The organism is Pseudomonas artemisiae, assembly GCF_057128685.1.
Window position 1 is genome coordinate 177170 of record NZ_JBSKHS010000005.1, and the last position, 22015, is coordinate 199184.

Genomic DNA, 22015 nt, shown 5'->3' on the forward strand with positions numbered 1-22015 from the left:
GTGCCGACCAAGCAAGCGGCATGAGGCTCAAGGCACTTCGTTGATGGCCGTAATCTTAACGCTGTGCTGTTCTTCGAGCAGTTTGGCGGTCGGCGCTTGGGTACGCCCTTCGAAATCGTTAAGGTCCAGCTCCTTGCTCACCGCGAACAAATGAGCGCGAATGGCCAAGGCTGCGTCTTCGTCGCTGGGGCGCCCATCGGAGGCCAGGGTCAGGCTGTTTGGGATGCCCTTCTGGTCGACGAAGGTGATTTCCCACTCTTTCATTGGTATCTCCCTAGGGCCGTGAATACATGAAGGTATAGCAAGCCTTCGAAAGCCTGCTAATAGTTGACCGGGCCGCTACCCCGGTCGTTCAACCGGCCTTGGCCAGGCTCGGCTGTGCAGCCGGTGGCTCGACCAGGCCTTGAGTGCTATCAACCCGGGTATCGAATAAACCCTCTAGCCTGCTTGCGATTAACAGGAAGGCTTACTACCTTTAGCGCCTTTTCCGATGCTTGACCCAGGAGCCTGTCATGGCGTCTTCCGCTGTCCGCCACTTCCTTCCGCGTTTTGGCCTGGCCGCCGCCATGGCTGCCAGCATGGGGCTGGCCGGGTGCCAGGCCTGGGTCGATGACCATAACAGCGAAAGCCTGCCGCCAAGCCTTGGCGTGCAATCGCTCAAGGGCTTGGGCCAGAACGTGTCCGTGCGGCGTAACCCACTGGGCATGCCGCTGATCGAAAGCAGTAACTTCCATGATGCGCTCTTTGCCTTGGGTTATGTACACGCCAGCGACCGAATCAGCCAGATGGTCAGCATGCGCCTGCTTGCCCAAGGGCGACTGGCCGAAATGGTCGGCCCTGGTGTGCTGGAAGCCGACCGTTTCATGCGCACCGTGGACCTTAAGCGGCGGGCGGCGGAGCTCTACGCCAGTGCTTCGCCCCGCTTGCGCAATTTCTTTGAAATCTACGCCCGGGGCGTGAACGCCTGGCTGTTCCGCTACCGCGACAAGCTGCCCATGGACCTGGCCCAAAGCGGTTATCAGCTGGAATACTGGAAGGGTGAAGACTCCGCGCTTGTTTTCTGCCTGATGAACTTCAGCCTGCAGATGAACCTGCAGGAAGAGGTCAACAGCTTGGTGCTGGCGCAAAAAGTGGGGGCTGACAATCTGGCCTGGTTGCTGCCGACTTACCCCGATGAGCCACTGCCCGTCGACGAAGCCGCTAAGCTCAAAGGCTTAACCCTCGCTGGTACCTTCGCCAGCCTGGGCCCGGTTAGCCAGCAACTGGCTGGCCTGGGCCAACTGGGCGTAGCCGCCTCCAACAACTGGGCACTGGCACCTGCCCGTAGCCGCAGCGGTAAAAGCCTGTTCGCCAATGACACCCATCTGCCTATCGGCCTGCCCAGCGCCTGGAATTTCGTGCAGTTGCGCTCGCCCAAGTTCCAGGCCGCCGGGGTGTCGCTGGCGGGCGTGCCTGCCGTGGTGGCAGGTTTCAATGGCAAGCTTGCCTGGGGTATGACCATGGTCATGGGCGACAATCAGGATGTGTTCCTGGAGCGGGTCAAGCGTGAGAATGGCGCCCTGCTCTACCAGGCCGATGGCAAGTGGCTGCGGGCCACGGCGCGCAATGAAACCTTCTTCGTCAAAGGGCAGAAGCCGTTGCGCGAGGTGATCTACGAAACCCGCCATGGGCCATTGCTCAACCCCGCCTTGGGCGAGCGCACCCTGGGGGTACAGCCTCAGCCCTTCGCCAGTGGTTACGGCCTGGCGCTGCAAACGCCCGACCTCAAAGACGACAAAACCTTGGATGCATTCTTTGATCTATCCAGGGCGCAAAGCGTCGAGCGTGCCTTTGATAGCAGCCGCGAGATCCGCGCCATTGCCTTGAATATGGTGTTCGCCGATGCCAACGACATCGGTTGGCAGGTCACTGGGCGCTACCCCAACCGCCGCCAAGGCAAGGGCCTGGTGCCCTCCCCTGGCTGGGATAGCCGCTTCGACTGGGATGGGTACGCCGACCCCATGCTGCACCCGTATGACCAAACCCCCGTCAGCGGCTGGCTGGGTACCGCCAACCAACGCACGGCCCAGCCGGGCTATGGCATGCAGTTGTCCAATTCCTGGTATTACCCGGAGCGCAGCGAACGCATGGCGCAACTGGCGGCCAACGGCAAGCAAAGCGCCCGCGACATGATCGCTTGGCAGTACGACCAAACCACCACCTTCGCCGCCAAGCTCAAGCGTATGTTCGAAGCGCCCGGCATGGCCCAGCCCCTCAAGCAAGCCATTGAGGCCTTGCCGGAGGCCGACCGTGGCAAGGCCCGCGAAGCGCTGTCCCGCCTGATGGCCTTCGACGGCCGCCTGGCCGCCGACTCAGCCGATGCCGCGCTGTACGAGCTGTTCCTGCAAGAAAGCGCCCGACAAACCTTCCTAGACGAACTCGGCCCCGACGACAGCCCCGCGTGGAAGGCCTTCGTGGCCAACGCCGACCAGTCCTATTCAGCCCAGGCCGACCATTTGCTGGGGCGCGACGACAGCCCGTTCTGGGATGACACCCGCACGCCGCGCAAGGAAGACAAGCCTGCCATTCTGGCCCGCAGCCTGGCCGCCGCGGTGAGCACAGGCGAGGCGTTGCTGGGCAGTGATCGCAAGGCTTGGCAGTGGGGCACATTGCACCAGTACCGCTGGACCACCGAGGGCAGCAAGCTCGCCCCTTGGCTGGACACTACCCAGCGCGCAGGGCTGGCGGCGTTGGACAGCTACCTCAACCGTGGCCCGGTACCCGCCGGTGGCGACCACACCACCCTCAACGCCGCCGCTTGGCACTGGGGCAGTAACTTTGACGTGTGGCTGGTACCGGCCATGCGCATCGTGGTGGACTTTGGCCAGCCCGAACCGATGATGGGCCTCAACAGCACCGGCCAGTCCGGAAACCCTGCCAGCCCGCACTACGCCGACGGCATCCAGAACTGGCTCAAGGGGCAGTACCAGAGCTTCCCAATGCAGCCGCAGAACCTGGACAAAGCCTATGGCACCCAGCGCTTGACCTTGGTCCCGCAACAGTAGCCGCCACAGGCTCGCGAACAGGCGCCCTGCCTGGTTCGCGAGCCCCCCACCGCGCCAAAAGTGCAACTTCCAGCGAAGCCGCAAGCTCTGAATTAACAAGCCCCCCGTCAGCGACCGCGCCATGGACCTTGTTATTGCCCGGCCCGAAGGCCTTTATTGCACTGCTGGTGATTTTTATATCGACCCTTGGAAGCCGGTGCCGCGTTCGGTCATCACCCATGGCCACGGCGACCATGCCAGGGTCGGGAATGGCCATTACCTGGCAACGGACATAGGCGCGGGGATTTTGCGCGCCAGGCTAGGCGCGGATATCAACCTGCAAACCCTCACCTATGGCGAACGCCTGGTACACAACGGCGTGACCATCAGCTTGCACCCCGCAGGCCATGTACTGGGCTCGGCCCAGGTGAGGCTGGAGCATCAAGGCGAGGTGTGGGTAGCGTCTGGAGATTACAAAGTAGAGCCCGATGGCACCTGCGCGCCTTTCGAGCCGGTGCGCTGCCATACCTTTATCACCGAATCCACCTTTGGCCTGCCTATTTATCGCTGGCAGCCCCAGGCTGACATCTTCGATGAGGTAAACCAATGGTGGCGCGCCAACGCCGCCGAGGGCAAGGCCAGCGTGTTGTTCTGCTACGCCTTTGGCAAGGCCCAGCGGCTGCTGCACGGTATAGACGCAAGCATCGGCCCTATCCTTAGCCATGGCTCGGTGGAGCCCCTGAATCGGGTATATCGGGAGGCTGGGGTGTACATCCCGGAAACTCATTACGCGGGGGACTTCAAGAAAACCGACCCCCTGTTGCGCTCGTCGCTGATCATCGCCCCGCCCAGTGCGGGGGGCAGCACCTGGGTTCGCCGCTTCGGCGAGTACAGCGATGCGTTCGCCAGTGGCTGGATGCGCCTGCGTGGCACCCGTCGCCGGCGTGGCGTGGACCGGGGCTTTGTGCTTAGCGACCACGCCGACTGGCCGGGCCTGCTCTGGGCCATCGAGCAGACCGGCGCGCAGCGGGTGATGGTGACCCATGGCTCGGTCAATGTGTTGGTACGTTACCTACGCGACCAGGGCCTCGATGCCCAAGGCTTTACCACCGAATACGGTGACGAAGACGAGGCCGCCAGCGAGCCTGGCACAGAACCCGGTGCGGCGTCTGCCGCGGAGGCCCGAGCCTGATGAAAGCCTTTGCCACCCTCTACGCCGAACTCGACGCCACGACCTCCAGCAATGCCAAGCTGGCAGCGCTCCAGGGCTACTTCAGCCAGGCCGAGCCAGCGGACGCCGCCTGGGCGGTGTACTTCCTCTCTGGCGGCCGGCCCCGCCAGCTGGTGCCGACCCGGTTGCTGCGGGAGCTGACCATTGGGTTGTCTGGGCTGCCGGAATGGTTGTTCGAGGAAAGCTATCAGGCCGTGGGCGATTTAGCTGAAACCGTTTCTCTGGTGCTGCCGGAGTCCGAGCACAGTAGCGAAGCGGGGCTGGCTTGGTGGATGGAGCACGAACTGCTGCCATTGCGTGGCTTGCCCCCGGAGGACCTGGCACAGCGGCTACCGCCTCTATGGCTGCGGTTGGATCGGCAAAGCCTGATGGTCTGCCTGAAGCTGATCACCGGCAGCTTTCGCGTGGGCGTGTCCAAGCTGCTGGTCACCCGCGCCCTGGCGCAGATGGCCAACCTCGACAGCAAGCGCGTGGCCCAGCGGTTGGTAGGCTATACCGACCTGTCCCACCGGCCCACACCCGAGGGTTACCTTAAGCTGATCGCCGCCGAAAGCGAGCACGAGCATGCTCAGCGTGGCGGGCAACCCTACCCGTTCTTCCTGGCCCATGCCCTGCAGCAACCGGTAGAGCAGTTCGAAACCTTGCTAGGCCCTTGCCAACACTGGCAAGTGGAATGGAAATGGGACGGGATCCGCGCCCAGGTCGTCAAACGCGATGGCCGCTTGTGGGTATGGTCGCGGGGCGAAGAACTGGTAACCGATCGCTTCCCTGAGTTTCAGGGCTTGAGTCACCTGCCCGATGGCACTGTGATCGATGGCGAAATCGTAGTCTGGAAAGCCCCCGAGGAGAGCCCGGGTAGCCCGTCCTCGGTACAGCCCTTTGCCTTGCTTCAGCAGCGCATTGGCCGTAAAACCCTGAGCCGCAAGCTGCTTGATGAAATCCCCGTGGTGCTGTTGGCCTATGACCTGCTGGAGCATCAGGGCCACGACTGGCGCAGCCAGCCTCAACAGGCCCGTAGAAAAGCCCTCGAAGCCGTGATCACTGAGGCCGCTAGCCCTGTGCTACAGGCATCGCCCCTGCTTGAGGGCAAGGATTGGAAAGACCTCGCCCAGCAACGGCAAGCCTCCCGCAGCCTAGGCGTGGAAGGCATGATGCTCAAGGCACGGGACGCCTTGTACGGCGTGGGCCGAACCAAGGATATGGGCGTTTGGTGGAAGTGGAAAGTCGACCCCTTCACGGTGGACGCGGTGTTGATTTACGCCCAGGCCGGGCATGGGCGCCGGGCGAGCCTGTACACCGACTACACCTTCGCCGTATGGGACGGCGCGCCAGGCACTGAGCGCACCCTGGTGCCCTTCGCCAAGGCGTATTCAGGGTTAACCGATGCCGAAATGCGCCAAGTGGACGCCATTATCCGCCGTACTACGGTGGAGAAGTTCGGCCCGGTGCGAAGTGTTACCCCCACCCTGGTATTCGAGCTGGGTTTCGAAGGCATCGCGCTGTCCAAGCGTCATAAAAGCGGGATCGCAGTGCGTTTTCCCCGCATGTTGCGCTGGCGTCACGATAAGCCCGTGGACGAAGCCGATAGTCTCGCAACGTTACATGACCTGTTGAGTTGAACCCCGCCTCGCACCACAATAGCGCTTCGCTAAGGCCGTGCCTCTTTTAAGGGCAGGGCTTGATCACGGGGCTGGCCGCCGGTTCGGTCAGATCTGCGACGCAAAGGGAGTGGCATGCGCCTTGGGTAAGCTTCCCCCACAGGCGATGGTGCGAATTTTGCTATCACCATGATATCTGGCAACCGCCGGTAACGCTGTACTGCCTGAACTTTCGTCTTTTAAGGACCGCACAATGAAAAAAGCATGGCTGACCCTCTCTGCCCTGGCGCTCTGTTTGTCCGCTGGGGGCGCAATGGCCAAGGACTACAAAGAGCTGCGCTTCGGTGTCGACCCGTCCTATGCCCCCTTCGAATCCAAGGCCGCCGACGGCAGCCTGGTCGGTTTCGATATCGACCTGGGCAATGCGATCTGCAAAGAATTGAAGGTCACCTGCAAGTGGGTAGAAAGTGACTTCGACGGCATGATCCCAGGCCTTAAAGCCAATAAGTTCGACGGCGTGATCTCGTCCATGACCGTGACCCCGCCCCGCGAAAAAGCCATCGACTTCTCCAGCGAACTGTTCTCTGGCCCCACCGCCTACGTGAGCAAGAAAGGCTCTGGCCTGACCCTTACCGTTGAAGGTCTGAAAGGCAAAACCGTAGGCTACGAGCAAGGTACCATTCAGGAAGCCTACGCCAAGGGCGTACTGGACAAGGCCGGCGTGAAAACCCAGGCCTATCAGAACCAGGATCAGGTGTACGCCGACTTGGTATCGGGCCGCCTGGACGCGTCCATCCAGGACATGCTGCAAGCCGAACTGGGCTTTCTCAAGTCGCCACAGGGCACTGACTACGTGGTAAGCGAGCCGCTGGACAGCGAATACCTGCCCGCCAAAACCGCTATCGGCATCAAAAAAGGCAACAAAGAGCTACAGGCGTTGCTTAACAAAGGCATCGAGGCCATGCACAAAGACGGCACCTACGCTGAAATCCAGAAGAAGCACTTCGGCGACCTGAACCTGTACAGCGGTAAGTAAGCGCTCCTCCACACAACGCCCCCTGTGATCGTCCGTTGGCCCAGAGGTGTAAGCTGGGGCCAGCGTGACGCGTGAGCGGGCGCCTTTATCGACTGTAAGGGTTGGTACATGCTTGATCACCTGTTGCAGAGCCTAGGGCTCTCGGCATTCAGCCTTAAAGGCTTTGGGCCCTTGTTGCTGGAGGGCACCTGGATGACGGTAAAGCTCTCCTTGCTGTCATTACTGGTAGCCGTGGTGCTAGGCCTGCTAGGGGCCAGCGCTAAGTTGTCCGGCGTCAAAGCCCTGCGGGTAGTTGCCCAGGTGTACACCACGCTGATTCGCGGCGTGCCCGACCTGGTGCTGATGCTGCTGATTTTCTACAGCCTGCAAATCTGGCTGACCCTGTTCACTGATGCCCTGGAATGGGACTACATCGAAATCAACCCTTTTGCTGCTGGGGTGATTACCTTGGGGTTCATCTATGGCGCGTATTTTACTGAAACGTTTCGTGGCGCCATCCTGGCGGTGCCCCGTGGCCAGCAGGAAGCGGCCACCGCGTACGGGTTAAGCCGAGGGCAGCGGTTTCGCTACGTGGTGTTTCCACAAATGATGCGCTATGCCCTGCCGGGCATTGGCAATAACTGGATGGTCATGCTCAAGGCCACTGCCCTTGTGTCGCTGATTGGCCTTGCAGACTTGGTAAAGGCTGCCCAGGACGCCGGTAAAAGCACCTACCAGTTGTTCTATTTCCTGATGCTCGCTGGGCTGATTTACCTGCTGATCACCAGCGCGTCCAACTTTGTGCTGCGCAGGCTCGAACGCCGCTTCAATGTAGGCACCCAGGAGGCCATGCGATGATCGAGCAATTCCAAGGCTACCTTGGCCCCCTGGGTGACTTGCTGGGGGAATACTGGCGGCCGTTTCTCTACAGCGACGGCGTGAACGTAACCGGCCTGGCCATGACCCTGTGGCTGCTCAGCGCTTCTATTGCCATTGGTTTTTTGTGCTCCATCCCGCTGTCTATCGCGCTGGTGTCCCGCCGCTTCTGGATTCGCTGGCCCGTACAGTTCTACACCTACGTGTTCCGCGGCACGCCGTTGTATATCCAGTTGCTGATCTGCTACACAGGTATCTACAGCCTGGAAGGGGTACGTGAGCAGCCACTGCTCAATGAGTTTTTCCGTAACGCCATGAACTGCACCATCCTGGCCTTCGCCCTGAACACCTGCGCCTACACCACCGAAATTTTTGCCGGTGCCATTCGCAGCATGGCCCACGGCGAGATCGAAGCGGCCAAAGCCTATGGGCTCAGTGGCTTCAAGCTGTATGCCCATGTGATCATGCCTTCGGTACTGCGCCGTTCGCTGCCGTTCTACAGCAACGAGGTAATCCTGATGCTGCATTCCACCACCGTGGCCTTTACCGCCACGGTGCCGGACATCCTCAAGGTCGCCCGAGACGCCAACTCCGCTACGTACATGACGTTCGAGTCCTTCGGGATCGCCGCCCTGTTATACCTGGCCATCACCTTCACGCTAGTAGGGCTGTTCCGCCTGGCCGAACGCCGCTGGCTCGCCTTCCTTGGCCCCGCCCGATAAGGAGATTCGATGAAACAGCATCGTCATGAATTGCTCGCGCCCTTGCCCGGCACCGCTCGTGCCGTGGAAAGCTTCCATTACGGGCCCGAGGGCGCCGGCAAGGTCTACATCCAGGCATCGCTACACGCTGATGAAATTCCCGGCATGCTAGTGGCCTGGTACTTGAAGCAGCGCCTGGCCGAACTGGAACAGGCCGGGCGGCTACGCCGTGAGGTCGTGCTGGTACCCGTGGCCAACCCGGTGGGCCTGGAGCAGATCCTGATGGATACCGCACTGGGCCGCTATGAGCTGGAAAGCGGGGATAATTTCAACCGCTGGTTCGTGGACCTCAGCCAGCAGGTGGGCGATGACATCCAGGCTTCCCTGGGTAGCGATGCTCAAGCCAACGCCGCGCTGATTCGTAAGGCACTGCGCCGCGCCCTGGAAGCCGAACAGCCGCTGACCCAGTTGCAATCTCTGCGTCTGACCTTGCAACGGCTGGCCTGCGATGCCGAAATGGTGTTGGACCTGCACTGCGACTTCGAAGCGGTGGAACATGTCTACACCACCCCCGAAGCCTGGCCACAGGTCGAGCCCCTGGCCCGCTACCTGGGCTCCCAGGCCAACCTGCTGGCCACGGACTCTGGCGGCCAGTCCTTCGACGAGTGCTTCAGCCTGCTGTGGCACAAGCTTGGCGTACGCTTCGGTGACCGCTTCCCGATCCCTCAGGGCAGTTTCTCGGTGACCGTGGAACTGCGCGGCCAGGTCGACGTCAGCCATGCGCTGGCCAGCCGGGACGCCCAGGCCATCATCAGCTACCTGGAGCACTACGGTGCCATCCAAAGCGGGTCCGATGCCCCGTCGGCGGCGCCGCCGGAACTGCTCTATCCCGCTACCCCATTGGCGGGCGTAGAACCGATCAGCACCCCGTTGGGCGGTGTATTGGTGTTTTGCTGCATGCCAGGGGAATACTTGGAAGCCGGGCAACTGATCGCTGAAATCATCGACCCGATCACCGACCGGGTGACCCAAGTGCATAACGAAAAACCGGGCCTGCTCTACGCCCGTTCCCTGCGGCGCATGGCCACGGCCGGCATGGTAGTGGCGCGCATCGCCGGCGCCGAAGCCTACCGCAGCGGTTACCTACTTTCACCTTGAGGGCGCTACGCGCATGTACAAACTTACCATCGAGGGCCTACACAAGCGCTACGGCGACAATGAAGTGCTCAAGGGCGTTTCGCTAAAGGCGCAGACCGGCGACGTGATCTGCCTGATTGGCGCCAGTGGTTCTGGCAAAAGCACGTTCCTGCGCTGCATCAACTTTCTGGAAACGCCCAATGCCGGCGCCATGAGCCTGGATGGCAAGGCGATTACGCTGCGTGAAGATGCCTACGGCCTGCACGTGGCCGACCCCGCCGAACTGCAACGCCTGCGCACACGCCTGGCCATGGTGTTCCAGCACTTCAACCTGTGGAGCCACATGAGTGTGCTGGATAACATCACGCTGGCGCCACGCCGCGTATTGGGCATCAGTAAGCAAAACGCCGAGCAGCGGGCGCGGGCTTACCTGGATAAAGTCGGCCTGCCGGCACGGGTAGCAGACCAATACCCCGCGTTTTTGTCCGGCGGCCAGCAGCAGCGTGTCGCCATTGCCCGGGCACTGGCAATGGAGCCGGAGGTGATGTTGTTCGACGAACCTACCTCGGCCCTGGACCCGGAACTGGTGGGCGAGGTGCTGAAGGTGATTCAGGGCCTGGCTGAGGAAGGGCGGACCATGATCATGGTGACCCACGAAATGGCCTTCGCCCGTCAGGTGTCGAGCCAGGTAATGTTCCTGCACCAAGGGCTGGTGGAAGAACACGGCGCCCCCGCCGACGTACTGGGCGCGCCCAAGAGCGAGCGCTTGCGGCAGTTCCTGAGCGGGAATCTCAAGTAGCGTTTAAACCAAGCGGGCTCCGGCGTGGTCTTTTAAGAAATGCCCCGGAGCTTAGCCGTCCCCCATGCCCCGCCGTCCCGATTACGCTAAAGCCTGGTTCACCGCGTGCGGCTGGAAGCCCTTCCCGTTTCAAAAGGCTCTATGGGCTGCCAGCGCCAAGGGCGAGTCGGGGCTGCTGCACGCCAGCACCGGCTCCGGTAAAACCTACGCCGTCTGGTTCGCCGCCCTTAATGCCTTCGCCGAACCCCGCCCGGTAGTAACGGGCAAGCGCAAGCCTACCCCGGCTCCGTTGCGGGTGCTGTGGATCACACCCATGCGCGCCTTGGCCGCGGACACCCAGCGGGCCTTGTTGGCGCCGGTAGACACTCTGGAGCTGAACTGGACCGTAGGCCTGCGCACCGGTGATACCAGCGGCGCAGAACGTGCCCGCCAGGGCCGGCGCTTGCCCAGCACCCTGGTAACCACCCCTGAAAGCCTGACCCTGATGCTCGCGCGGGAAAACGCTCAGCAGGAGCTAAGCAGTCTAGGCATGGTGGTGGTGGACGAGTGGCATGAACTGCTGGGCAACAAACGCGGCGTGCAGCTGCAATTGGCCCTGGCGCGCTTGCGCCAATGGTTACCCCAGTTGCGGGTATGGGGCATTTCCGCCACGCTGGGCAACCTGGATCACGCGCAACGGGTATTGTTGCCTGCCGGTGACGGTGTGCGTATAGAAGGGGGCAGTAAAAAGGTCATCGAGGTAGACACGCTGCTGCCTCCAGCGATCGAACGCTTTCCCTGGGCAGGCCATATGGGCCTGCGCATGCTGGATCAAGTGGTCGAGCAACTGGCTACAAGCCAAAGCAGCCTGGTGTTCACCAACACCCGCGCGCAATCGGAGGTCTGGTACCAGGCCATACTCGAAGCACGGCCTGATTGGGCAGGCGTTATCGCTTTGCATCATGGGTCGTTGGCCCGGGAGGTACGCGAGTGGGTAGAGATGGCCCTTAAGGAAGGCCATCTCAAAGCCGTGGTCTGCACCTCCAGCCTCGACCTGGGCGTGGATTTTCTGCCCGTGGAGCGAGTACTGCAGATTGGCTCGGCCAAGGGCGTGGCGCGGTTGATTCAGCGCGCCGGGCGTTCCGGCCACGCGCCAGGGCGGCCTTCGCGGGTCACTCTGGTGCCCACCCATAGCCTGGAGCTGGTAGAAGCCGCCGCTGCACACGACGCCTTGCAGGCGCGGCAAATAGAGCCGCGCATGTCCCCAGACAAGCCCCTGGATGTACTGGTGCAACACTTGGTGACCATCGCCTTGGGTGGCGGTTTTATACCAGCAACACTGCTCGATGAAGTACGCAGCGCTTGGGCTTACCGGGGCCTGACCGATGACGAATGGGCGTGGGCGCTGGCCTTTGTACGCCACGGTGGCGCAAGCCTGACGGCCTATCCGGATTACCGCCGGGTAGAACCAGACCCCGAAGGCGTGTGGCGTGTACCGGATGCGCGGGTGGGTCGGCGCCACCGTATGGGCATCGGCACCATTGTCAGCGATGCCAGTTTGCACCTCAAATATTGGACCAAGGGCGACGGCGGCCGCTCCTTGGGCAGCGTGGAAGAAGGCTTTATCGCCCGCCTGCGGCCAGGCGAGGCCTTTCTGTTCGCGGGCAAGGTGCTGGAGCTGGTGCGGGTGGAAAACATGACCGCGTATGTAAAACGCGGCAGTGGCAAGAAACCGGCCGTGCCGCGTTGGAATGGTGGGCGTATGCCTTTGTCCGGCGAACTGGCCGACGCGCTGGTCGCCAAGCTGGACGATGCCAGCCAAGGGATTTATGCCAGCGCTCCCATGCGCGCGGTACGCCCGTTGCTTGAAGTGCAACAACAATGGTCGGCCTTGCCTACCCGCCACACCCTCTTGGCCGAAAGCCTTAAATCCCGCGAGGGCTGGCACCTGTTTTTGTACCCCTTCGCCGGGCGGTTGGTGCATTTGGGCCTGGCCAGCCTGGTGGCCTGGCGCCTGGCCCAGCAGCGCCCCATCAGCTTTTCTATCGCGGTCAATGACTATGGTTTGGAATTGCTCAGCCCCAGCGAGGTTGACTGGGCCCAGGCGCTAAGCAGTGGCGTGCTGTCGCCAGACGCCTTGATGGAGGATGTACTGGCCAGCCTCAATGCCGGTGAACTGGCCCTGCGACGCTTTCGGGAAATTGCACGCATTTCTGGCCTGGTATTCGGCGGGTACCCGGGTGCTCAAAAAAGTACCCGCCAGGTGCAAGCGTCCAGCGGGCTGTTTTTCGAAGTGTTCAAGCAGTACGACGCGGGCAATCTGCTGCTGACCCAGGCACAGCAAGAGGTATTGCGCCAAGAACTGGACGTGGCCCGCCTTGAACATACCCTCACCCGAATCGGCGAACGTAAACTGGACCTGCACGCAGTCAAGCGCCCTACTCCCTTGGGCTTCCCGTTGCTGGTGGAACGCCTTCGCGAGAGTATGAGTTCCGAAAAACTCGCCGACCGCATTGCCCGCATGGTTAACGATCTAGAAAAAGCCGCAGGCAGTGGAGCCAAGCCATGAGCGGCGATTGCGAATGGGTCCTTGAGGGCGAGCTGCTAGTATTGACTGGCGAAAAGGCTATCTGGTGGCCCGCCCAGCACGTACTGTTGATCGCCGATGCGCACTTTGGCAAAGCGGCAGCCTACCGCAGCCTGGGCCAGCCCGTGCCCCACGGCACGACAGCCACCAATCTACGGGTGCTTGAGCAACTATTAGCGCGCTTCCCGGCCCAGCGGCTGATCTTTCTGGGTGACTTTCTACATGGGCCCGGCTCACATGCCCCTGGTACCCTGAACCAGCTCAGGGAATGGCGCAGCCTGCATCCAGGGCTGCATATCACACTGATTCGTGGCAACCACGACCATCGCGCTGGCGACCCGCCCCTGGACCTAACCATCGAGGTGGTACCCGAGCCCCTAATAATGGGGCCGTTCTCCCTGCAACACGAGCCCCACCCTCACCCAGAGCGGCATGTACTGGCCGGGCACATTCACCCGGTGTACTTCCTCAATGGGCGAGGCCGCCAGCGCATGCGCCTGCCTTGCTTCCACATGGGGCGGCAGGTAACTTTGCTGCCAGCCTTCGGCGCGTTTACCGGTGGTTTTGCCGTGGAGCGCAAACCTGGGGTCAGGTTGTTCGTGGTGGGCGATGGCCACGTCTGGGCACTACCAAACACCCCGTAGGAGCGAGCAATAGCTCGAGAATTGGCCTACATCTCGGGCCAATCAGCACCCTTTCGCCAACTTCGTTGGCTCCTACAGGGCCGGCTGCCAGGGGTAATCGAGCCAGTGTTGCACACGCTGTTCGAATTTGCCGCTGGCGATATCCAGGTGTAGCCATTGGTCAACATAGGCCTTAAGGGCTACATCCTGAGGCAACAGCGCAGCTTTCTCGGAGAAATCAAAAGGCGTATCCGGGTGTACCGCGCACAGTTCAGGGTGCAGCTTCTGCTGCAGGCGGGTTTCTACCGCGTCCGTCATCATCAGGTCCGCCTTGCCCTCTACGATCTGCTCGAAAATCGTTACATTGTCCGGGTGCATCAGGATCTGCGCATGCTTGAGGTTAGCTCGAGCGAACTTCTCATTAGTACCGCCCGGGTTCACAATGGCCTTGACCTGCGGCTGGTCAATTTGCTGAAGGTTTTGAAAACGATCCTGGTTTTTGCACAGGGTGATCGGCGTTTTGCCGTCGCGCTGGTAAGGAATGGAAAAGAACGCCTTCTTTTGCCGTTCCAGACTCACCGACACGCCCGACAGAGCCAGGTCGTACTTGTCCGCGGCCAGGTCTGCCATCAAGGTCGGCCAACTGGTAGGCACCACCTCAAGCTTGACGCCCAACGAATCAGCCAAGCCGCGGGCAACATCCAGGTCTAACCCAACGAACTGCCCGTTTTCAGGTTGTTTATAACTAAACGGTTTGTAATCGCCTGTCGTGCCTACTCTCAATACACCTCGGTCAATAACCACCTGCAGGCGGCTGGGAGCAGGGTCGGCGGCTTGAATCGTCGCTGAAAAACAGAAAGGGATGACACAGAACGCAAGCAGTCGCTTGGGCGAAAGGTGAACACGCATGGCAGGCCTTTATTGTCAGTAGAAGTAGGAGGGCTTCGCCTGGAAGCCCTCGCAGATTAACTGACTGGCCTGGGGATATCACGCCATGGGGGTGGGTGGCGGCTGATCGGGGATCATGGGCTCGCCTGGTTCGGTGGGTTCTGGAGCAGGATCAGGGTCTGGTTGCCCCGGAACGCCCCCCGCTTCGAGCAAGCCGGGGTTGGCTAGCAGCGACCAGGCCAGCAGGCCGACATGGTTAGGCCGTAGCGAGTCCAGCGTTGCACTGATGTTCGGGTCGATTTTCATAGACACTCCTGAGCAGTGGCCCTTGAATTAAACTTACAGAATCGAAGGGTGCGAGCAATAGAGTAGCAAAACCACGGTGAATTCCCCCTGACTCGTTAAGCCAAGGCAGATTTCATGTTCGTGGCAGGGTCACGCCACGCTGGCCTTGATATTTGCCACCTCGGTCCTTGTAGGACACTTCGCATTCTTCATCCGACTCTAGGAACAGCATCTGCGCCACGCCTTCATTGGCATAGATTTTTGCCGGCAAGGTAGTGGTATTGGAAAACTCCAGGGTCACATGCCCCTCCCACTCCGGCTCCAGGGGGGTCACGTTGACAATGATGCCGCAACGGGCGTAGGTGCTTTTACCCAGGCAGATGGTGAGCACGTTGCGCGGAATGCGGAAGTATTCGACCGTGCGGGCCAACGCAAAGGAGTTCGGCGGAATAATGCATACGTCGCTTTTGATATCCACGAAGCTTTTGGCATCGAAGGCCTTAGGGTCCACGGTCGCCGAGTTGATATTGGTGAATACCTTGAATTCATCGGCGCAGCGCACGTCGTAGCCGTAGCTGGACACGCCGTAGGAGATCACCCGGTCGGCGCCCTCGCCACGCACCTGGCGCTCAACGAAGGGTTCGATCATGCCGTGGTCCTGTGCCATGCGGCGGATCCACTTATCCGATTTGATGCTCATTAGGGTGTCCTGAAGGCTGATTAACACAAGTGCCGTGCATCTTACCGGGCCGTGCGCCCGGGTTCAAAGCAGTGCGGCCTGGCGGGCGCGAGAGGGCTGCGCGCAAGCGCCTTTGAAAAGTACATTGGCAGGCCGGTGAAAAAGGGTTATCGTGGCGCCACTGTGCTGCTTTTGTCACCGAGAATTACTGCAGGATGTTCATCATCAAGAAGAATTTTCATGCTCTTTGCACTCAGTTCCGGCCTGGGCTGTTCCAGCGCCGCAGTTAACTTTGTCCAAGGAGACATCCCATGTCCAATCGCCAACAAGGCACCGTTAAGTGGTTCAACGACGAGAAGGGCTACGGCTTTATCACCCCTCAATCGGGTGATGACCTGTTCGTACACTTCAAAGCTATCCAGTCCGATGGCTTCAAGTCGCTGAAAGAAGGTCAGGCTGTATCCTTCGTCGCTACCCGCGGCCAGAAAGGCATGCAAGCCGAAGAAGTACAAGTTATCTAACTTGGCTTCTGGCCTCACTTAGGTGAGTGCAAAAAGAACCCCGCCTCGGCGGGGTTTTTTATTGCCTAGGCTTGGCCTCATCTCGCAGTGGGAGTGGCGGCAATGGTTCATTCGTTGCAAGAGCCAGCAAAGCTGGCGAACAGTGCGTTATTGCCTGCCTGTGCAATCTGTTCGCGAGCTGCGCTCGCTCCTGCAAGCGATGATGGCCCGCCTGGCTTGCCGAAAGCGGGTTGGCACTCAATCATCAGATACGGTAATGGTAGGCATGGCCACCGCACCGGCCTGCTCCCGAGCGATGCGCGCGCCCACCCGGCGGGCCAGGTCCTGGTAGATCATGGCGATCTGGCTGTCTGGTTCGGCGATGGCCGTAGGCTTGCCGCTGTCGGCCTGCTCGCGGATGGTCATCGACAGCGGCAGCGAGGCTAGCAACTCTACCCCGTACTGCCCAGCCAGCTTCGCCCCGCCACCTTCGCCGAACAGGTGTTCGGCATGGCCACAGTTTGAGCAAATGTGTACAGCCATGTTCTCTACCACGCCCAGTACAGGGATGTGTACCTTGCGAAACATCTCCACGCCTTTGCGGGCATCGAGCAAGGCAAGGTCTTGCGGCGTTGTCACGATCACCGAACCGGCCACTGGTACCTTTTGCGCCAGGGTCAATTGAATGTCACCCGTACCTGGCGGCATGTCGATCACTAAGTAATCAAGGTTATCCCAGGCGGTTTGGGTGATCAGTTGCATCAGCGCGCCGGACACCATCGGCCCTCGCCACACCACAGGCGTGTTGTCATCGGTCAGAAAAGCCATGCTCATCACTTCCACGCCATGGGCCTTGAGGGGGACGAACCACTTCTGGTCCCTCACCTGCGGGCGAGTGCCTTCTGGGATACCGAACATGATGCCCTGACTGGGGCCGTAGATATCCGCATCCAGCATGCCCACCTGGGCTCCTTCGCGGGCCAGCGCCAGGGCCAGGTTCGCCGCGGTCGTGGACTTGCCCACACCGCCCTTGCCAGATGCCACGGCAATGATGTTCTTGACGTTGGCCATGGCGGGCACTTGTGCCTGGGCTTTGTAGGGGCGTATGTCACTGCGCACGGTCACCTTGGCCTCACGCACACCGGCCAGCCCTTCGAGCGCGATTTGCAGGGTTTGCGCCCAACCGCCTTGGAACAGGCCAGCCGCATAACCCAGGCCAAGTACCACTTCGACCCTGTCGCCGTCTATCTGCACAGCCTCCAGGCAGCCCGCCGTGACCGGGTCTTGCTCAAGATAAGGGTCTGTATACTGACGCAGCACGCCTTCGATGGCGGCGCGGGTGACGAGGCTCATGGCAACTCCCAAAATTAAGCGGCTTGGTGGCGAGCTATGCTACCTGTTCGGCCAGCGGATGAAAAAAAAACCGTGGCGCTTTATAGTGTTGGGTCTTCGTTCAAGTCCAAGTAGCCGAGCCCCATGTCCGAGCCCCGCAAGATTCTCGTCACCAGCGCCCTGCCCTATGCCAACGGCTCCATTCACCTGGGCCATATGGTCGAATACATTCAGACCGACGTGTGGGTGCGTTACCAGAAGCTTCGGGGTAACCAGTGCATTTACGTGTGCGCGGACGATGCCCACGGCTCGGCCATCATGCTGCGCGCTGAAAAAGAAGGCGTGACCAACGAGCAGTTGATCGACACGGTCAAGGCCGAGCACAGCGCGGACTTCGCGGATTTCCTGGTGGAGTTCGATAATTTCCACTCCACTCATTCCGAGGAAAATCGGGAGCTGTCCAGCCAGGTCTACTGCCGCCTTCGCGACGCTGGGCATATCGCCACGCGCTCGGTCACGCAATACTTCGACCCGGAAAAACAAATGTTCCTGGCCGACCGTTTTATCAAGGGCACCTGCCCCAAGTGCGATACGCCCGACCAATACGGCGACAACTGCGAAAAATGCGGGGCCACCTACGAGCCCACCGATCTGAAGGAACCGAAATCCGCCATTTCAGGGGCAACACCGGTACTGCGCGATTCAAAGCACTTCTTCTTCAAGCTGCCGACCTTCCAGGCCATGCTGCAGCGCTGGACCCGCAGCGGCACCCTGCAGGAGGCAGTGGCCAACAAGCTGGCCGAATGGCTAGACGCAGGCTTGCACGAGTGGGACATTTCCCGGGACGCGCCCTACTTCGGCTTTGAGATTCCCGACGAGCCAGGCAAATACTTCTATGTATGGCTAGATGCTCCCATCGGTTACATGGCCAGCTTCAAAAACCTCTGCGCGCGCCGACCCGAGCTGGATTTCGATGCCTTCTGGGGCAAGGATTCCAGTGCCGAGCTGTACCATTTCATCGGCAAGGACATCGTCAATTTCCATGCGCTGTTCTGGCCTGCCATGCTCGAAGGCGCTGGGTATCGCAAGCCGACCGCGCTGAACGTACACGGCTACCTCACGGTAAATGGCCAGAAGATGTCCAAGTCCCGGGGGACTTTCATCAAGGCACGCACCTACCTGGAGTACCTGTCGCCGGAATACCTGCGCTACTACTATGCGTCCAAGCTGGGCCGTGGCGTAGACGACCTAGACATGAACTTGGACGACTTCACCCAGAAGGTCAATTCAGACCTGGTCGGCAAAGTAGTCAATATTGCCAGCCGATGCGCGGGGTTCATTCACAAGGGCAATGGTGGGCGTCTGGTAACCGGCAACGCCGAACCCGAGCTGACCGCAGCCTTCGTGGCCGCCGCGCCAAGCATCGCCGATGCTTATGAAAACCGGGACTTCGCCCGTGCCATGCGGGAGATCATGGCCCTGGCAGACCGTGCCAATGCCTGGATCGCCGACAAGGCCCCTTGGGCCCTGGCCAAACAGGAAGGCAAGCAGCACGACGTTCAGGCCATCTGTGCCCTGGGCGTTAACCTGTTCCGCCTGCTGGTAGTATTCTTGAAGCCGGTACTGCCAACCCTGGCGGCCGATGCCGAAGCGTTCCTCAATGTGCCGCCTCTGAGCTGGGATGACCATCAAACCCTGCTGGCTGACCACCCACTCAATGCCTTCAAGCCTCTGATGACCCGTATCGAGCCTGCGCGTGTGCAAGCCATGGTCGAGGCATCTCGGGAAAACCTCGCCCCTGCTCCAGCGGCCAGCCATGAGCCTGGCGGGAACGGGGAACTGGAAGCTGACCCCCTGGCGGCAGAAATCGACTTCGACGCCTTCGCCGCGGTAGACCTGCGAGTAGCGCTGATCGTAAAGGCAGAACCCGTGGAAGGCGCGGACAAGTTACTGCGCCTGACGTTGGATTTAGGTGGCGAGCAGCGCACTGTTTTTTCCGGCATCAAAAGCGCTTACCCAAACCCTGCCGAGCTTGAAGGGCGGCTAACCATGATGATTGCCAACCTTAAGCCACGCAAAATGCGCTTCGGTCTATCCGAAGGCATGGTACTGGCGGCAGGCCCTGGGGGCTCGGAGATCTTCCTGCTTAGCCCCGATGCTGGCGCCAAGCCAGGGCAACGCATCAAGTAACGCTCCACGCGCTTGCCGTTGCGCAAAGCACGGCAGGCACGCCCTCTAGGAACACGCGCATGAACGCCGCCAAACGTCTGGAAATCTTTCGCAGGTTCCATGAAGACAACCCCGAGCCCCGTACGGAGCTGGCCTATACCAACGCGTTCGAGCTGCTGATCGCGGTGATATTGTCCGCCCAATCCACCGACGTAGGGGTCAACAAGGCTACGGCCAAGCTGTTCCCCGTGGCCAATACTCCAGAAGCGATTCTGGCGTTGGGGGTGGAGGGCTTGTCCGACTACATCAAGACCATCGGTTTGTATAACAGCAAGGCCCGAAATGTAATCGAAACTTGCCGTCGGTTGGTTGAACAACATGGCGGGGTTGTGCCACAAACCCGTGAAGCGCTTGAAGCACTGCCTGGCGTAGGTCGTAAAACCGCTAACGTGGTGCTTAACACAGCCTTTCGCCAGCTCACCATGGCGGTGGATACCCATATCTTCCGCGTGAGCAACCGCACCCGCATCGCACCTGGCAAAAACGTGGTGGAGGTAGAAATGGCTTTATTGCGGCATGTGCCCAAGGCGTATCTGCTCGATGCCCACCATTGGCTGATCCTCCATGGGCGCTATGTTTGCCAGGCGCGTAAACCCCGGTGTGGTAGCTGCCGGATCGAGGATCTGTGCGAGTACAAGGCGAAAACCTCTGACGATTGACAAAGCGTAGCGGCTCTATCCTTGTGATTGAAAAAATCTCTTTTACCCACTCTCAAATAGCCGATATAAGGTGCGCGAACAGCGCCCCAGAGAGCCCGTGGGCCGGAGTGATTCAAAATGACGACAGAGAAAGAAGAGCTGGATGTGGACGACGACTTCGTTGCAGTAGAGGCCGAGGCCGACGAGGTCGAGCCGGTCGCGGAAGTGAACAAAACCAACCTCATCAAACGCCGTACCATCGATAACCTGCTAGAAGAGCGACGTCTCCAACGGCAACTGGCCGACTACGATTATGACTTTTAACGCCGCGCGCCCCCATAGTGCGGGGGCCCAGGCGAGGTGCGGTTATATAATTCCGTTACGTTGAGCGACCTCTACCAGATCTACGAGTGACTTTGCATTGAGCTTCATCAACAACCGCGTTTTATAAGTGCTCACTGTTTTGTTGCTCAACAACATGGTTTCGGCAATCTGCTTGTTGGAATACCCTGAGGCTAACTGCTGCAACACCATCATCTCTCGGCTGGAAAGCCGTTCAACCAGCTCCTTCTCACTGACATTCCCCATATGGTTACGCACTGGATGCAAAGCCTGGTTGGGGAAATAGCTATAGCCGGACAGTACAGCCTTAATGGCACTGAGCAATTCGGTAAGATCTTGTTGCTTGCACACATACCCCGCTGCCCCTGCCTGCATGCAGCGCATGGAAAAGTGGCCAGGGGCCTGAGAGGTGAGCACCAGTACTCGCATGTGCGAGATTGAGCCTGCCGTAAGCCGGGCGATGACCTCCAGGCCGTCGAGTTTGGGGATGCCGATATCTAGAATGACGATATCAGGCTGCGATTCCCTTGCCAGCTGCAGCGCATCAGCACCGTTGTCGGTTTCGCCAACCACGTCATAGCCGTGGCGTTCCATCAACATACGTACTGCCAGGCGTATCACGGGATGATCATCCACGATGAGCACTTTGTTCATGAGCTAATCCGATTGTTGCTGTTTATTTTAAAGCGGGGAACATAGCCCAGTTTCCGGTGGCAGGTGTTACCGAAATGCCAGGTTAGTACAGAGTAAGATTCTCCTTACATGGCCGATTGAAATATCCTACAACTAAACGGAAAAAATTGACTGTTGATCCGGAGGGGATACGGGGAGGAAACGTTACACACCTGCTTGCGTTTCATCAATTACAAGCGCTGGAATTATCCTGTCAACCTGTTACAGACTGATTGGTCAGGATCAAATGGTTTAAAGCGGTTCAAGACCACGCCAGCCATATCTAACGCGAGCCCGCGCGGGTTGCTTCTACTCTAGGGCCGAGACCGTTTAAGTCGCTTGGACGACGAGGAGTCACCATGAGCATTCCGGCCCGCTCGATAGATAACCCACTTGCATTGATTGCTGTACTGGCCGCCACCACTGAAGCTTCCGCACTGGCAAGCCTGCCACTGCTGGACCACCGCAACCAAGGCGTATTTGTCTGGTTCTTGGTGGGGTTTCCACCTTTTTTAACCTTGCTGTTTTTCATTACCTTGAATTTCAATCGCAAGGCCCTAGGCACTCAGGCCGTTAAACATACAACAGATGAGCCGCTGCCTACGGTCGCATCGTACAGCTCCCATGAGGAACATCTTTCATCGCAGGCACTTGAAACGACCGATGTTCCGCCGCCCTCCTCTACTGCCACGCAAACAACGGCGGTAGCGTGCCTGCACATTCTCAGGTATGGCCCTGAAGAAGACTGGCAGCAGCTACAGCCGCGGATGCGGGCCTGGGCCGACAGTGCCCTGGCACAGCCTCGCCCCAATGGGCGAACGGCAGCCATGCTAGTGCTGCCTGCCTAGGCAAAAAACCGCGGCGGGGCCGCGGTCTTGGAG

21 protein-coding genes are annotated in these 22015 nt (G+C 60.1%); 15 read left to right on the forward strand and 6 right to left on the reverse strand.

Features of this window, described 5'->3' with window-relative positions; all coding sequences use genetic code 11:
- Positions 1-27 precede the first annotated feature (27 nt).
- On the reverse strand, positions 28-264 hold the full coding sequence (locus tag ACWKV4_RS08400) for a hypothetical protein (protein WP_483831617.1): 237 nt from the start codon (positions 262-264) through the stop codon (positions 28-30).
- A gap of 248 nt (positions 265-512) precedes the next feature.
- On the opposite strand from ACWKV4_RS08400, the gene ACWKV4_RS08405 reads away from it, so the two are divergent.
- The 10 genes from ACWKV4_RS08405 to pdeM all read left to right on the forward strand — a co-directional run bounded on the left by ACWKV4_RS08405 (position 513) and on the right by pdeM (position 13590).
- Positions 513-3044 (forward strand): penicillin acylase family protein, encoded by a 2532-nt coding sequence (locus ACWKV4_RS08405; protein ID WP_483831618.1) that lies wholly within the window; start codon positions 513-515, stop codon positions 3042-3044.
- Positions 3045-3165: 121 nt separating this feature from the next.
- Positions 3166-4215, forward strand: coding sequence for a ligase-associated DNA damage response exonuclease (locus ACWKV4_RS08410; protein ID WP_483831619.1), 1050 nt, complete (start codon positions 3166-3168; stop codon positions 4213-4215).
- Positions 4215-5873, forward strand: coding sequence for an ATP-dependent DNA ligase (locus ACWKV4_RS08415; protein WP_483831620.1), 1659 nt, complete (start codon positions 4215-4217; stop codon positions 5871-5873). The genes ACWKV4_RS08410 and ACWKV4_RS08415 overlap by 1 nt, the downstream gene beginning before the upstream one ends.
- A gap of 232 nt (positions 5874-6105) precedes the next feature.
- Positions 6106-6888, forward strand: coding sequence for a transporter substrate-binding domain-containing protein (locus ACWKV4_RS08420; protein WP_483831621.1), 783 nt, complete (start codon positions 6106-6108; stop codon positions 6886-6888).
- A 108-nt stretch (positions 6889-6996) separates the two neighbouring features.
- Positions 6997-7725: an ABC transporter permease gene (locus ACWKV4_RS08425; RefSeq protein ID WP_483831622.1), complete on the forward strand. Its 729-nt coding sequence runs from the start codon at positions 6997-6999 to the stop codon at positions 7723-7725.
- Positions 7726-7754: 29 nt separating this feature from the next.
- Positions 7755-8465, forward strand: coding sequence for an ABC transporter permease (locus ACWKV4_RS08430; protein WP_483831728.1), 711 nt, complete (start codon positions 7755-7757; stop codon positions 8463-8465).
- Between the two features lie 9 nt (positions 8466-8474).
- A complete protein-coding gene (locus ACWKV4_RS08435) occupies positions 8475-9602 on the forward strand; it encodes a succinylglutamate desuccinylase/aspartoacylase family protein (RefSeq protein ID WP_483831623.1) in 1128 nt (375 codons plus the stop codon).
- A 13-nt stretch (positions 9603-9615) separates the two neighbouring features.
- Entirely contained in the window at positions 9616-10380 is a 765-nt protein-coding gene (locus tag ACWKV4_RS08440; protein ID WP_483831624.1) for an ABC transporter ATP-binding protein, read from the forward strand.
- 64 nt (positions 10381-10444) lie between these two features.
- Positions 10445-12928: a ligase-associated DNA damage response DEXH box helicase gene (locus ACWKV4_RS08445; RefSeq protein WP_483831625.1), complete on the forward strand. Its 2484-nt coding sequence runs from the start codon at positions 10445-10447 to the stop codon at positions 12926-12928.
- The gene (gene pdeM, locus ACWKV4_RS08450; protein ID WP_483831626.1) at positions 12925-13590 is read left to right on the forward strand and encodes a ligase-associated DNA damage response endonuclease PdeM; all 666 of its coding nucleotides are present in this window, start codon (positions 12925-12927) and stop codon (positions 13588-13590) included. The genes ACWKV4_RS08445 and pdeM overlap by 4 nt, the downstream gene beginning before the upstream one ends.
- A 72-nt stretch (positions 13591-13662) precedes the next feature.
- Here the strand turns inward: pdeM and ACWKV4_RS08455 are convergent, their stop codons facing one another.
- The 3 genes from ACWKV4_RS08455 to dcd all read right to left on the reverse strand — a co-directional run bounded on the left by ACWKV4_RS08455 (position 13663) and on the right by dcd (position 15442).
- Positions 13663-14478 carry a transporter substrate-binding domain-containing protein gene (locus ACWKV4_RS08455; protein WP_483831627.1) on the reverse strand — a complete coding sequence of 272 codons (816 nt, stop codon included), beginning with the start codon at positions 14476-14478 and terminating at the stop codon, positions 13663-13665.
- A gap of 78 nt (positions 14479-14556) precedes the next feature.
- A complete protein-coding gene (locus ACWKV4_RS08460; protein WP_483831628.1) occupies positions 14557-14763 on the reverse strand; it encodes a hypothetical protein in 207 nt (68 codons plus the stop codon).
- Between the two features lie 112 nt (positions 14764-14875).
- Positions 14876-15442: a dCTP deaminase gene (gene dcd, locus ACWKV4_RS08465; protein WP_483831629.1), complete on the reverse strand. Its 567-nt coding sequence runs from the start codon at positions 15440-15442 to the stop codon at positions 14876-14878.
- A gap of 290 nt (positions 15443-15732) precedes the next feature.
- On the opposite strand from dcd, the gene ACWKV4_RS08470 reads away from it, so the two are divergent.
- On the forward strand, positions 15733-15942 hold the full coding sequence (locus tag ACWKV4_RS08470) for a cold-shock protein (RefSeq protein ID WP_483831630.1): 210 nt from the start codon (positions 15733-15735) through the stop codon (positions 15940-15942).
- 237 nt (positions 15943-16179) lie between these two features.
- On the opposite strand, the gene apbC is transcribed toward ACWKV4_RS08470, so the two are convergent.
- Positions 16180-17274, reverse strand: a complete 1095-nt coding sequence (apbC, locus tag ACWKV4_RS08475) for an iron-sulfur cluster carrier protein ApbC (protein WP_483831631.1) — start codon at positions 17272-17274, stop codon at positions 16180-16182.
- A 123-nt stretch (positions 17275-17397) separates the two neighbouring features.
- On the opposite strand from apbC, the gene metG reads away from it, so the two are divergent.
- The 3 genes from metG to ACWKV4_RS08490 all read left to right on the forward strand — a co-directional run bounded on the left by metG (position 17398) and on the right by ACWKV4_RS08490 (position 20444).
- On the forward strand, positions 17398-19443 hold the full coding sequence (gene metG, locus ACWKV4_RS08480) for a methionine--tRNA ligase (protein WP_483831632.1): 2046 nt from the start codon (positions 17398-17400) through the stop codon (positions 19441-19443).
- A gap of 59 nt (positions 19444-19502) precedes the next feature.
- Complete coding sequence (nth, locus tag ACWKV4_RS08485) at positions 19503-20141, forward strand: endonuclease III (protein ID WP_483831633.1); 639 nt, start codon at positions 19503-19505, stop codon at positions 20139-20141.
- Positions 20142-20258: 117 nt separating this feature from the next.
- Positions 20259-20444, forward strand: a complete 186-nt coding sequence (locus ACWKV4_RS08490; protein ID WP_483831634.1) for a PA3496 family putative envelope integrity protein — start codon at positions 20259-20261, stop codon at positions 20442-20444.
- A 42-nt stretch (positions 20445-20486) separates the two neighbouring features.
- Here ACWKV4_RS08490 and ACWKV4_RS08495 read toward each other — a convergent pair whose 3' ends face one another.
- Positions 20487-21116, reverse strand: a complete 630-nt coding sequence (locus ACWKV4_RS08495) for a response regulator (protein WP_483831635.1) — start codon at positions 21114-21116, stop codon at positions 20487-20489.
- Positions 21117-21493: 377 nt separating this feature from the next.
- On the opposite strand from ACWKV4_RS08495, the gene ACWKV4_RS08500 reads away from it, so the two are divergent.
- Complete coding sequence (locus ACWKV4_RS08500) at positions 21494-21982, forward strand: hypothetical protein (protein ID WP_483831636.1); 489 nt, start codon at positions 21494-21496, stop codon at positions 21980-21982.
- The last annotated feature ends 33 nt before the right edge of the window (positions 21983-22015 follow it).

Bases quoted from the DNA above. Each gene is read 5' to 3' on its own strand.
- ACWKV4_RS08405 (WP_483831618.1), top strand. From the start codon at position 513: ATGGCGTCTTCCGCTGTCCGCCACTTCCTTCCGCGTTTTGGCCTGGCC.
- ACWKV4_RS08420 (WP_483831621.1), top strand. From the start codon at position 6,106: ATGAAAAAAGCATGGCTGACCCTCTCTGCCCTGGCGCTCTGTTTGTCC.
- ACWKV4_RS08495 (WP_483831635.1), bottom strand. From the start codon at position 21,116: ATGAACAAAGTGCTCATCGTGGATGATCATCCCGTGATACGCCTGGCA.
- pdeM (WP_483831626.1), top strand. From the start codon at position 12,925: ATGAGCGGCGATTGCGAATGGGTCCTTGAGGGCGAGCTGCTAGTATTG.
- ACWKV4_RS08470 (WP_483831630.1), top strand. From the start codon at position 15,733: ATGTCCAATCGCCAACAAGGCACCGTTAAGTGGTTCAACGACGAGAAG.
- ACWKV4_RS08415 (WP_483831620.1), top strand. From the start codon at position 4,215: ATGAAAGCCTTTGCCACCCTCTACGCCGAACTCGACGCCACGACCTCC.
- ACWKV4_RS08410 (WP_483831619.1), top strand. From the start codon at position 3,166: ATGGACCTTGTTATTGCCCGGCCCGAAGGCCTTTATTGCACTGCTGGT.
- ACWKV4_RS08425 (WP_483831622.1), top strand. From the start codon at position 6,997: ATGCTTGATCACCTGTTGCAGAGCCTAGGGCTCTCGGCATTCAGCCTT.
- nth (WP_483831633.1), top strand. From the start codon at position 19,503: ATGAACGCCGCCAAACGTCTGGAAATCTTTCGCAGGTTCCATGAAGAC.
- ACWKV4_RS08490 (WP_483831634.1), top strand. From the start codon at position 20,259: ATGACGACAGAGAAAGAAGAGCTGGATGTGGACGACGACTTCGTTGCA.
- metG (WP_483831632.1), top strand. From the start codon at position 17,398: ATGTCCGAGCCCCGCAAGATTCTCGTCACCAGCGCCCTGCCCTATGCC.
- dcd (WP_483831629.1), bottom strand. From the start codon at position 15,442: ATGAGCATCAAATCGGATAAGTGGATCCGCCGCATGGCACAGGACCAC.
- ACWKV4_RS08500 (WP_483831636.1), top strand. From the start codon at position 21,494: ATGAGCATTCCGGCCCGCTCGATAGATAACCCACTTGCATTGATTGCT.
- ACWKV4_RS08455 (WP_483831627.1), bottom strand. From the start codon at position 14,478: ATGCGTGTTCACCTTTCGCCCAAGCGACTGCTTGCGTTCTGTGTCATC.
- ACWKV4_RS08400 (WP_483831617.1), bottom strand. From the start codon at position 264: ATGAAAGAGTGGGAAATCACCTTCGTCGACCAGAAGGGCATCCCAAAC.
- ACWKV4_RS08435 (WP_483831623.1), top strand. From the start codon at position 8,475: ATGAAACAGCATCGTCATGAATTGCTCGCGCCCTTGCCCGGCACCGCT.
- apbC (WP_483831631.1), bottom strand. From the start codon at position 17,274: ATGAGCCTCGTCACCCGCGCCGCCATCGAAGGCGTGCTGCGTCAGTAT.
- ACWKV4_RS08440 (WP_483831624.1), top strand. From the start codon at position 9,616: ATGTACAAACTTACCATCGAGGGCCTACACAAGCGCTACGGCGACAAT.
- ACWKV4_RS08460 (WP_483831628.1), bottom strand. From the start codon at position 14,763: ATGAAAATCGACCCGAACATCAGTGCAACGCTGGACTCGCTACGGCCT.
- ACWKV4_RS08445 (WP_483831625.1), top strand. From the start codon at position 10,445: ATGCCCCGCCGTCCCGATTACGCTAAAGCCTGGTTCACCGCGTGCGGC.